Annotated in this window: 8 protein-coding genes; all 8 read right to left on the reverse strand. The window is 35.5% G+C overall.

Annotated elements, in window-relative coordinates:
* Positions 1-168: 168 nt before the first annotated feature.
* Positions 169-1,605, reverse strand: coding sequence for an MFS transporter (locus QO182_RS17790; protein ID WP_371563169.1), 1,437 nt, complete (start codon positions 1,603-1,605; stop codon positions 169-171).
* A 29-nt stretch (positions 1,606-1,634) separates the two neighbouring features.
* Positions 1,635-3,860 (reverse strand): beta-glucosidase BglX, encoded by a 2,226-nt coding sequence (bglX, locus tag QO182_RS17795; protein ID WP_371563172.1) that lies wholly within the window; start codon positions 3,858-3,860, stop codon positions 1,635-1,637.
* 205 nt (positions 3,861-4,065) lie between these two features.
* Positions 4,066-5,805: a cellulase family glycosylhydrolase gene (locus QO182_RS17800; RefSeq protein WP_371563174.1), complete on the reverse strand. Its 1,740-nt coding sequence runs from the start codon at positions 5,803-5,805 to the stop codon at positions 4,066-4,068.
* 106 nt (positions 5,806-5,911) lie between these two features.
* Positions 5,912-7,372, reverse strand: coding sequence for a glycoside hydrolase family 30 beta sandwich domain-containing protein (locus tag QO182_RS17805; protein WP_371563209.1), 1,461 nt, complete (start codon positions 7,370-7,372; stop codon positions 5,912-5,914).
* Positions 7,373-7,390: 18 nt separating this feature from the next.
* Positions 7,391-8,848: a glycoside hydrolase family 30 beta sandwich domain-containing protein gene (locus QO182_RS17810; protein ID WP_371563175.1), complete on the reverse strand. Its 1,458-nt coding sequence runs from the start codon at positions 8,846-8,848 to the stop codon at positions 7,391-7,393.
* Positions 8,849-8,856: 8 nt separating this feature from the next.
* Complete coding sequence (locus QO182_RS17815) at positions 8,857-9,699, reverse strand: endonuclease/exonuclease/phosphatase family protein (RefSeq protein WP_371563177.1); 843 nt, start codon at positions 9,697-9,699, stop codon at positions 8,857-8,859.
* Positions 9,700-9,791: 92 nt separating this feature from the next.
* On the reverse strand, positions 9,792-10,838 hold the full coding sequence (locus QO182_RS17820; RefSeq protein WP_371563179.1) for a glycoside hydrolase family 16 protein: 1,047 nt from the start codon (positions 10,836-10,838) through the stop codon (positions 9,792-9,794).
* Positions 10,839-10,984: 146 nt separating this feature from the next.
* Positions 10,985-11,866: a hypothetical protein gene (locus QO182_RS17825; RefSeq protein ID WP_371563181.1), complete on the reverse strand. Its 882-nt coding sequence runs from the start codon at positions 11,864-11,866 to the stop codon at positions 10,985-10,987.
* Between the last annotated feature and the right edge of the window lie 14 nt (positions 11,867-11,880).

The following is an 11,880-nucleotide window of genomic DNA, read 5'->3' on the forward strand; positions in this document are numbered from 1 at the left end:
TAGGAATCTTGCATTGAGACATATTTTATAAACACAAATATCGAAATTTAATATTTCCCCACAACATTTAGACTTGATCCGATAATTCACTATCACTCATAAAAAAACTCCATTATTTCTAATGGAGTTTTTTTATACTTTCTTTTCAGGAACCAAAGCCTTGACTCTCTAATGCCCTCCAGCTATTTTGGTGTCAAAATTAATTCCTTGACTTTTAAGAATACCACTAACTTTCCAAGCATAAAAAACCAAATAGCTAAAACATAAAACGCCTACAATATAACTGTTTTGGATACCGATAACTTCTGAAATGGATCCTTGCAACCAACTTACAATTCCACCACCCATAATCATCATGATTAAGAAACTACTCCCTTGACTCGTGTGCTTTCCTAACCCGCTTACCGCCAATGTAAAGATACAAGGCCAAAGCGTACTACAGAATAAACCAACACTAGTGAAAGCATATACACTAACCATTCCGCTTGTACCCATTCCTATTAAAAGCGCCACTATTCCTAAGGACGAAAAAATAAGCAGCATTCTGGCAGGATTTCCCTTACTAGCAATGTCAGCGGCAATTAACACCAAAATAACTAATCCATAAATATAGAACGGAGTCAAATCATGTTTAGCAATAGCATTTACAGCTAAGAACACACCAAAAGCCAAATAAGGAGCCAAGAAACGCAGTACTCTTCGCAGACTCATATCATTAGTAAACGCTTCAACAGCTCCAGTCCAGCGACCAATCATCAAACTCGCCCAATACAAAGAAATATAAGGAGCTACATCTTGAGTCAAAAACCCTAAATGTTTTTCCATATAGGCCGGTAAATTACTGGCAGTAGATACCTCAACACCAACATATACAAAAATGGCTACCATCCCTAAAACCAATTGAGGGTATTGCAAGGCTGATTTTTTTGAAACAGCCGCTTCATCTATCACTTCTAATATTGCTCTTGGTTTTTCTGGAAGTGACGAAAATTTCAATAAGATTGCTACAATTAGAAAAGCCAATCCCAATACTAAATAGGGGATTTTCACACTTTCAATACTCATCTCAGTGCTGCCCGCTACATTTGTTCCAAAAATAGCAAAACTCACAATCAGAGGACCAATGGTAGTTCCAAGATTATTAATCCCTCCTGCCATTGTTAAACGTTGCGATCCCGTGGCTAATGGACCTAAAGCGATTGCCAGTGGATTTGCAACAGTTTGTTGTAAAGAGAAACCCAAGGCAACAATGAACAAGCCAGATAACATTAATGGAAAAGAACCCATGTTAGCCGCAGGATAAAACAGCAATGTTCCCAGTGCAGAAATAGCCAATCCTAAGGACAATCCATTTTTATACCCAATCTTATTGACGATATCTTGTTTTATTAAAAGAGAAATTCCCATATAGATTAGAGAGCCTACTGTATAAGCAATGTAAAATGCCAAAGAAACCAACTGGCTCTCCCCTTGTGACAAATCAAATGCTTTTTTAAATACGGGTATTAAAATATCATTACTGGCAGCTACAAATCCCCAAAAGAAGAATACTATGGCTAAAGGGATAAATTGTCCCCATTTTGTTTGTGAATTTTCCGAATTCATAATTAATAGTTGGTTTAAGTTTTAGTGTGTTATTTTAATAATTCAAAACTATCTCTCAAACGGATATCTTCAGAAGAGGCACCAATCATCAAATCAAAATCACCAGGTTCAGTTCCCCATTCTAATTCATTATTATAGAATGACAACTTTTCTTTGCCAATCCTAAACTTCAATTCTTTTGTTTCTCCTGCATTCAATTTTATTTTCTGAAAATCTTTTAGCTCAATTATCGGTCTCACCACTGAACCCACTTTGTCTCTTAGGTACAACTGAACCACTTCTTCTCCAGCAACTTTTCCTGAGTTTTTTAAGTTTAAAGTAACTTCAATTGTTTCACTGTCTTTTATTTTATTTTTCGAAAGTTTTAAATTAGAATATTCGAAAGTTGTATAACTCAATCCGTAACCAAAAGGAAACTTAGAACTATTTTTTAAATCAATGTACGCAGATACATAATTAGTCGCCGTTTCAATTGGCGCAGGTCTTCCTGTATTAAAATGATTATAGTAAATAGGAATTTGACCCTCTTCTCTTGGAAAACTCATAGGCAACTTCCCCGAAGGATTGTAATCTCCAAATAGCACATCAGCAATAGCGTTACCTGCTTCAGTACCTAACCACCACGTATAAACTACAGCCGGAACATTATCAGCAGTCCAGTTAAAAATAAGTGGTCTCCCTGCATTAATTAACACCACTACTGGCTTACCTGTTGCTTGAACAGCTTTAACAAGTTCTTCTTGCACTCCTGGCAAGTGGATATTGCTGCGACTTTTAGCCTCTCCACTCAAATTCCAGCTTTCGCCAATACTTAGTACAACCACATCTGCTTGTTTTGCTACAGCAACTGCCTCAGCAAAACCATCCTTATTATCTCCTTCTATTTCACAACCTTTAGCGTAGAGTAATTTGGTGTTTTTACTTACTTTATTTTTCATGCCTTCCCATTGAGAAACTACCTCTTTGTCATAATCTAAACTGGGTAATTCGACTGCCCAAAAGCCCATGTTTTGCTTATGTTCTTTTACCAATGGTCCAATAAAAGCAATTGTTTTAGTTGTTTTAGATAAGGGTAAAATACTATTTTCGTTTTTTAATAAAACGATACTTTTTGCCGCAATATCCCTTGCCGCTTTTCTATGCTCTGGGTTATTTAGCTCTTTTTCTTCACGAGCTACATTTGAAAATTTATAAGGATCCTCAAACAATCCTAATTCGAATTTTTTACGCAAAATTCTTTTTACGGCGTCATCAATCAGCGCAATTGGCACCTTATTTTCCTTCACTAATTCGGCTAAATGATAACGATAGGCATTCCCTTCCATATCCATATCGCTTCCGGCAAGTATAGCAGCTAAGGCGGCTTCTTTCTTATTTTTCACATAACCATGGCTTTCCATTTCACTTATAGAACCCCAATCAGAAACTACAAAACCTTGAAAATTCCATTTCCCTTTTAAAATATCTCTTTGCAAGTATTTATTCCCCGTTGCCGGAATCCCATTTAAATCATTAAATGAATTCATAAATGTAGCCGCTCCAGCATCTAAGGCCGCTTTAAAAGGAGGTAAATAGGTTTCCCAAAGCATTCTCGGACTCATATCAACTGAATTATAATCTCGCCCGCCAACAGCAGCGCCATAAGCAGCAAAATGTTTAACACAAGCCATAACCGAATTGACGTCTCCTAATTTCCCTTGAATACCTTTTACTCGAACAGCGGCAATTTGAGAACCTAAATAAGTATCCTCACCAGCCCCCTCCATTACACGACCCCAACGAGGATCACGACCAATATCGACCATAGGTGCAAAAGTCCAATGAATTCCGCTAGCAGCCGCTTCAGTTGCAGCAATCCTAGCAGAAAGTTCCATAGCATCTAAATCCCAACTTGCCGCTTCACCCAAAGGAATAGGGAAAGTAGTTTTAAAGCCATGAATCACATCTTGACCAAACAGCAAAGGAATTTTTAACCTAGACTGCATTGCTAATTCCTGATATTGTCTCGTGTATTTTGTCCCAATGACATTCAACATCGAACCTACGTGACCGTCCTTAATGTCTTTCTCTTTATTTGCATTTATAGTAATAGGACCTGTAGCTTGATTGTCTCCAGTATATTGATTGAGCTGTCCTATTTTTTCCTCAATTGTCATTTGCTTTAGTAAAGCATTTACCTTTTGATCAATTGTTTTTTGCTGAGCAATACCTAATGCCGTTACTGCTAAAAACAATAGTGTTGTTATTTTTTTCATTTCTTCAATTATTAATATTGTCTTACACCCTTTATCCTTTTTGAGCTCTCCGCTTTTAACTTTCTGCAAAAAAATTAAAAGAAAGTCGGCACAAATTTAGTTCTGGTAACTAATTTTTTTCTTCTCAATTTGACATCCCCACGCTTCAGGACTTGGCTAAAAATTACTTTTTAAAAGCGAATGCCTGACCAATTGATTAATTAGCTTACTTTGTTTTTATAAATTCTAAATAATTAAAATTAAAATCTCCCTTTATAAAGTGTACTCTCACTTTATTAATCCCTTGCTTCAAAGTAACGCTCTTTAGTACAACTGTATCCCATTTAGCTACTGCTCCAGATCCAGGAATTGAGATCGTTTGTGACAATTTGTTTCCTTTTTCATCTTCTAAGAACAATTTACCACCCGCTTTTTTACTGGAGAATCGAATCGCAATGTCAAAAGTTTGAGCTTTGTCCAGATCAATTGTGTATTGTAACCATTCTCCATCTTCAATAAAAGTCACATCAAAACCATTAGTGATTTCATCGTTACAAACTTCAATGTCGACGCCATCATTTCTCATAACACCCCCCTTATTCCATTTGGTAAATTTAGTTCCGTCATAATTGATCACATCAGTATCAAAATAGGCATACCCATTTTGACCTAAATCATAATCGGTGGCAAATATTTTTCCAGGTACAATGTGCGTCGAATATTTCTTAGTATCTGTAGTGTGTACTTGTCTGAACATCGCATCAATAACATCATACTTAATCACAGTGTTTTCTAACTTATAATTATTCGCTAATTCCATTAAGGTCGCTTTGGCGGAAGCCACAGTAGGTTTCTCCCCACCCTTTTCCCAATATTCCAAAAGCGCATCATAAGTCGCTGGCTTATTTACTGAGGTAACTCCTGCAGTATTTTCTACTTTTTTCATTGGCCAAAAGGCCCAACCTATATTGTTTGATTCTAATAAAGAAATAGCTTCCTGGAACCAAACATTAGAGTTCTCTCCTCCTTCTCCCATCCAAATTGGGACATTAAATTGTGCTCTATAGTTCAACATCGTTTGAATCGAACCTACATCATTTTTATTCCAATACTTATGGAAACTCAATGCCATATTATCATCCCACAACGGAAAAATTCCATTGTAATTATTTCCCCAGCAATTCCCTTCAATAATAACTAAATGGTTCGTATCGATAGCCCTGATTGCTTTTGTAATTCTTAATTGCAAGGCTCTCAAAGGGGCATTTAGCTTTTCATCACAGCCGTTTTGATTCGTTCCAGAAAAATTCCAATTGGGTTCATTAATAATATCATATCCTCCTATCCACGGATTGTCTTTGTAACGAGCTGCTAATTTTTCCCACAACGCAACCATTTTATCCTGATTAATTGTACTTTCCCAAAGCGATGGTTTAGATGGATCGTAATCTGATATATTAGCATCTTTTCCTTGACCTCCAGGAGTCGCATGTAAATCTAGAATCAAGTATATTTTGTTTGCAGCACACCAGCTTAGCAATTCGTCAGTTCTTTTAAAACCTTCTTCCAGCCAGGTTTGTTTTCCCAAAACAGTCTCTTGCTCAATAGGCAAAGTGTAAAGATTATAATGCATGGGCAATCGAATAGAATTAAATCCCCAGGCAGCAAGTGAATCTATATCTCGCTTTGTCAATCCATTTTCTTTGTAAGCATTGTAGAATTCAGTTGTATTTTCAGTTCCAATTAAATCAGTAATTTTTTGCTTAATTTCACGCTGTGGACCTGCAAAAGCCGATGTCTTTAACATATATCCTTCCTGCACCATCAAACCGCCAATACCTAAACCTCTAAGCACAATATTTTGCCCCTTACCATCTTCTATATTTTGTCCGTTTCGATGCAAAAATCCTTGAGAAAAGACAGAGATCGAAAGAAATACAAAAAGTATTACTAGTATTTTTTTCATGTAATAATTATTTCATGGTTATAACTGTTGAGCATAGTTAACTCTCGATACATCTTCACTAATGAAAAATTGTATCGAGAAATAATCCAGACTCAAGAAAATTAATTTAGAAAACTAATGTTTGAATTGCATGAGGAAGAATAGTAACCTCAGTTGCTTTTGTACCAATGCACAAATTATATGTTAAGTTTTTATCCGTTTTATTCATAACAATCGTTACTACTTTACCGTCTTGGTTTAAGAAAGCAGTTGTTTGTAATGCACTTCTACTAGAAACACTACTAATTCTTTTGGCGTCTTTCCCAATGAATTTAGAAAAATGACCAATCATATAATAAGAAGGTGTGTAGATCAATTTACCCGTTTTTGTGTCTCCGTGTATAGGCGAAAAGCAAAAATTACCCACATGATTTGGACCTCCATTTTCATCCAATAGTACATTCCAATCTGTCCATCCTACGGTACCGTTATTAAAATCATGAATCATAGATTCTCCATAACGTTCTCCATTTGCCCAAAGTTGTAAATTTTTGCTATCAAAACTTTCAACACAACCTTCAGTAAAAAGTAAATTTTTATCTGGGTACATCTCGTGGACTTTTCCAACGGTTTCAAACATCGATTCTCCACCACTCCATTTTTCATACCAATGAAATCCAACACCCCATACATATTTTGCAGCTTCGGGGTCATCAAGCACAGCACTTGCTCTTTGGGATAATAAATCTCTGTTGTGATCCCAAACAGTCAATTTTACATCTCCAAGTCCTGCTTTTTGCAATGTTGGCCCTAAAAAGTTCTTAACAAAATCACGTTCTTCCTCACCGGTATAAATACAAGACTCCCAAGTTTGTTTAGCCATAGGTTCGTTTTGAACCGTTAGCCCCCATACTGGAATTCCTTCTTTTGCATAACTATCGATAAACTTCACGTAATAATTTGCCCATGATTGATAAAATTCCGGCAATAACTTACCTCCTTGTAGCATATCCTTCGTGTCTTTCATGAAAGCGGGTGGACTCCATGGACTTGCGTAAACAGTTGCTTTCCCTCCTGCGGTTGCAATTGCTTTTTTAATTAATGGAATTCTAAATTCTTTATCGTGCGCAACGCTAAAGCTTTTTAGAGCAGCATCTCCCTCATCTACATAAGTATAACTCTCTGAACTAAAATCACAACTGTGTATATTAGTTCTAATAATAGAATACCCTATTCCTTTTTCCTTATCATAATAAGCTTGTAAAAATTCTGCCTGACTTTCCTTAGATAATTTTGCAAAAACCTCAGCACTTGCATCAGTGATTGCTCCTCCAATACCTAAATAGGTTTGAAAGGTCTTGCTTGGATTTACAAAAACGCAAAGTTGTGTTTCAAGCGGTTGTTTTAAATCTTTGAATTTTAAGTTTATATCTGTTTTTGTTAGTCTCAAGTCTGTGCTATCTGCAGAAGTATAAACTGTAACGGTTCTATTATTTATAGAAAAAGGTATCGTCTTAACTTGCTTCTTTTGTTGCGAAAAAGCAAAAAGTGTAACCGTTAAAAGTGCCGCTGTTGTAATTTTTTTCATCATCTTTTTTATGTTATTTTACCAAATGTAAGTTGCTACTGCTCCTGCGTCCAGAGATGTAGTAATCCACTTTCCATTATACTTAATATTAAAAATCTCATTTGTAGTTCCATCATTTTCTAGTACTAGAACTTTCTTACCTGCAGTAGTTTTAAACGCCACATTATTTAAATTACCTACAGTATTACTAGCTATTCTTATTGATCCATCAGGAACAAACTTTGAAGCGTGCGCTATAATATAGTAGGCCACATTTCTAGAAAAACTCTCACTACTATTTATTGTTAAAGCTCCTTTACAAGAATCACAACCTCCTTGAGTATGTGGACCAAAAGAACTATTATTTGCTAAATTCCACTCTAAGGCTGTTTTACTCCAGTTCCGCATTGATCCAATAATAACATTCTTAACATGCCACTTTAAATCTCCATCAAAGCTCCCTGATGAGGAAGTATACTGCTCCGTGAAATAAACATTCTTATTTGGAAAAGCATTATGAACAGTCGACAGCGCGCTAATATCCCCAGCATATAAATGAAATGCTGAACCATCAACATACGAGTTTGCACCACTATCATTCAAAATAGCAATAGGATATTCAGGCTTATCACAGTTATGGTCATATACTACGATTTTTACTTTACTGTTTACCGCTTTAAAAGCAGGCCCTAAATGATTTTTAATGAAATCAGCTTGTTGTGCCGCTAACATCAATAAGCTAGGATTATTTCCAGGATGTAACGGTTCGTTTTGAGGAGTAATAGCGTCAATAGTTATTCCCTCTTCTTTCATTTTCTCAATATATTTTACAAAATACTTTGCATATACACTATAATACTGTGGCTGCAAACTACCGCCTATAAAACTACCATTATCCTTCATCCAAACTGGCGGAGACCATGGCACTGCCATAATTTTAATAGCAGGATTGATTGCAATGATTTCTTTAAGCATAGGGATTAAATCCGTCTTATCAGGAGCTAAACTAAAATTAGTCAGATTTAGATCTGTTTGTCCAACGGGCATATCGTCATAAGTAAATGCCGTTGCATTTAAGTCAGATGCTCCTATACTTAATCTTAAATAGCTAATTGAAATAGAAGTGCTACTTGTACCAAATAATTCCTCTAATAACTCTTTTCTTTTGCTCGCATTTAATTGATTAATTGCCTGAGCACTTCCTCCTGTCAAGGTATATCCAAATCCATCTACTGTTTGGAAAGTTTGCGCTTCATCAACTGTTATATTAGGATAGGTGTTATAAGTCGTATTGAAAGCTAAAACTCCTGTTTGTTTTTGGAGCATACTGCTTTGATTCCCTTTGGTCAACCAAAAATCAACCTCGTTAGTAACCGTTACAGGCGTGGGATTAGTTGGTGTAGGACTAACGGTATCACTAGACGGTGAGCATTTTGAAATCATCACCGAAACGATTAATAAAAAGAAAGCTTTCATAGTATTTTTTATAGTTTTCATGTTTTTATTTAAAAGTCTATTTCTACATAAACAGGCAGATGGTCTGATGGATATTTTAAATCTTTTGAATCACTTAAAACCGCGTACTTTTTTACTTTAAAAATACTGTTCTTAGAAAGAAAAATATAATCAATCCTTTTGTTGACTGCTTCGTTGTGCTTAAAATTATTGAATGTTCCTAAAGGTCCAAAAGGCTTTTCTTTAGTTATTTCTCTGGAGTCATCCATTGTATTTTTTAATCCTATAATTCTATTTTCGGTAGGTTCAGAATTCAAATCTCCCATGAAAATTACTGGATACTTTTTAGTATTGAGTTGAGCAATTCGAGTCATGATAAGACTTAGCCCTTTGTTCCTAGCTACTTCCCCAATGTGGTCTAAATGTGTATTGAAAACCCAAAACAATTGTTTTGTTTTTACATCTTTAAATAAAGCGTAGGTACAAACTCTATTATAAGCTGCATCCCAACCCTTTGAAACTTTTTCTGGAGTATCAGAAAGCCAGAAAGTGCTACTCTTTTTAATCTCTAATCTATTTTTATTATAAAAAATGTTTGAAGACTCTCCTAGCCCATTTTCTTCCCTACCTAACCCAATGTGATTGTAGGAAGGCAGTGCATTAGAAATATCCAAAACTTGATTAGGCAATGCTTCTTGAATTCCAAAAATGTCAGGAACATAAAATTGTATTTGAGATGTAAAAAAAGCTGCCCTCAGATTCCAATTATTCTCTCCATCGGTAGCTACATTCAAACGGATATTGTACGTCATTACTTTTAATGATTGCGCATTAGAAACAACACTCACTAACATGAAAATTATTGGAATAATTACTTTTTTGATACAATTCATTTTCTATACTATTAATTAATTCTTCATTAGAGTTCCTTTCCAAATTTGAATAGAAACTCTTGATGAAGAATCTACTAACCAAAAACAATAAACTAATTATAAACTCTTATGTAATCAATTTCAAATGTAGAAGATGTGAAATTTGGATCAACATCCCCTCCCCAAACGCCTCCCATGGCTAAATTTACTATTAGATAGAAGTTCTTATTGAATGGGAATTTATCCGAATTCTGAAAAGTATAATACAAGACATCATCAACATAAAACTTAATATCAGTAGCAGTCCAATTTGCTTTATAAATATGAAATTCTGTATTACTATTAGGGACTTTTATAATTCCTGTATCAGGTGTATTTCCTGATCTTCCTGGCGAATGCAACGAAGAGTGATTTTGATTTAAATTTTTTCCCACAGATTCTAAAATATCTATCTCTCCACAAGCTGGCCATCCTACACTACCAATATTACCGCCTAACATCCAGACAGCTGGCCATGTCCCAACTCCAGTAGGCACTTTTGCTCTTACCACAATTGTACCATAAGTAAATTCAAATTTTCCATTGCTTTCTATTCTTCCAGAAGTAAACTTCCCTTTACCATAATCTTCTCTAAATGCTGTGATTTTCAAAACGCCACCTTCAACTTTTATATTCTTTGCACGGCTGGTATAAGATTGAAGTTCGTCATTAACATAACCTGGATCCCAGGTTTGAAAATTCCATTTAGTGCCATCAGGAGCTCCATCCACATTAAATTCATCTGACCAAACCAATGATGTGCCTACTAAAACTTTTATTGTAATTGAAGTAGAAACAAATTTTCCAGAATTGTATGCAGACACATATATCACATAGGTATTTGTACCAGCTGTTGAATAAGTATAAGCAAGGTTCCCATCTGTTAGTTCTTTAGTCACTCCATTACCTAGTAAAATTTTATACGATGTCGCATTGGTTGCCGTAATTGTAAAATTTACAGTTCCACTGCCATCACCGTTAGGATTTTGAGCATCAGCACCTACAACCGTTGCAGAAACTGACAGGTTCGATGGTGTTACGACTATCACTTCAGGATCTGTGTTACTACTACTGCACGAAAAAAGACTGATTAGGCTTAAAAACAATATAAATTTTCTCATTGTGATATAATTTTAATTTATTAAAACCACGAATTAAAACTCTTTATAGGTACCTATATTACTACCTCTAATTCAAATAGTTTTTACTCCTTTTTTTATAAAAAGAGACTATTTCAACACGAAATAGCCTCTTTTTTAAAGTTCTATTAAACCCCTCTCAACTCTACTTTTGCAATCGTAATTCCACTGCTAGTAAAGACATTTCCGCCACTTCTAATTACTAGATATATCTTTCCTGTTTGACTAAATTTAACTACGTTTGAAATAGACCCAGAGTCATTTTTCACACAACCTACCACGGATAATTTTCCGGAAAAAGCAGCTTTAGCACATCCGTCCCAAGTACTTAACCCCATAACTTTATTGTCTTTATATTCAACCCCTAGCACAGGTACTGTCGTTCCTGCATATACTTCAAACCAAGTTTCATCAGAACCATTTTGTGAAGAAACTAGCATATCAATTTTATACTCTTTATCTTTCACTACGTCTATAGCTTGATAAATCGCCTCTTGACTCCAGCCGCCATTAGAATTTATAGTAGCACTACCAGTCTTAAAAGTCCATTTTGCCGCACCTGACGGGCTTAAATTCATGACAGTCCATTTAGCATGGTCAGTTGCATCTGCAAAAGTACCGCCTTGTACTAAATTCCCTTTTAAAGGGTCGGAAGTAGCAACCACAATTTCTTGCGTAGTTGTGTTTTCTGCACCACCTCTTCCTATTGCAACGTGCTTTATTTGGTAAGTTCCTGCATCTGGTAATGAAATTTCTTCATCCATTTTCCCTATATACAAGCCGTCACCTATATCCCATTTTGAGGAAATTACACTTTGCGTTTGAGCACTTAATTGATAAGTATTTGTTTTTCCTGCAACTGGAGTAATTGTAAATGTTGCATCTACATTAGTATCCGTTAATCCGTTTCCTTCTCCTATAGTGTCGGGCTGGCAACTAGTCAGCGACCCTAATGTTGCCATAGCAAACATTAGGTAAATACTTCTTTTTAAAACGATATTTAATTTCATAATTATATGTTTTA

This window comes from Flavobacterium sp. Arc2 (genome assembly GCF_041431385.1).
Lineage (GTDB): Bacteria > Bacteroidota > Bacteroidia > Flavobacteriales > Flavobacteriaceae > Flavobacterium.

Coding starts and splice junctions, on each gene's coding strand:
- QO182_RS17820 (WP_371563179.1), bottom strand. CDS start 10,838: ATGAGAAAATTTATATTGTTTTTAAGCCTAATCAGTCTTTTTTCGTGC.
- QO182_RS17805 (WP_371563209.1), bottom strand. CDS start 7,372: ATGAAAAAAATTACAACAGCGGCACTTTTAACGGTTACACTTTTTGCT.
- QO182_RS17825 (WP_371563181.1), bottom strand. CDS start 11,866: ATGAAATTAAATATCGTTTTAAAAAGAAGTATTTACCTAATGTTTGCT.
- bglX (WP_371563172.1), bottom strand. CDS start 3,860: ATGAAAAAAATAACAACACTATTGTTTTTAGCAGTAACGGCATTAGGT.
- QO182_RS17800 (WP_371563174.1), bottom strand. CDS start 5,805: ATGAAAAAAATACTAGTAATACTTTTTGTATTTCTTTCGATCTCTGTC.
- QO182_RS17790 (WP_371563169.1), bottom strand. CDS start 1,605: ATGAATTCGGAAAATTCACAAACAAAATGGGGACAATTTATCCCTTTA.
- QO182_RS17815 (WP_371563177.1), bottom strand. CDS start 9,699: ATGAATTGTATCAAAAAAGTAATTATTCCAATAATTTTCATGTTAGTG.
- QO182_RS17810 (WP_371563175.1), bottom strand. CDS start 8,848: ATGAAAACTATAAAAAATACTATGAAAGCTTTCTTTTTATTAATCGTT.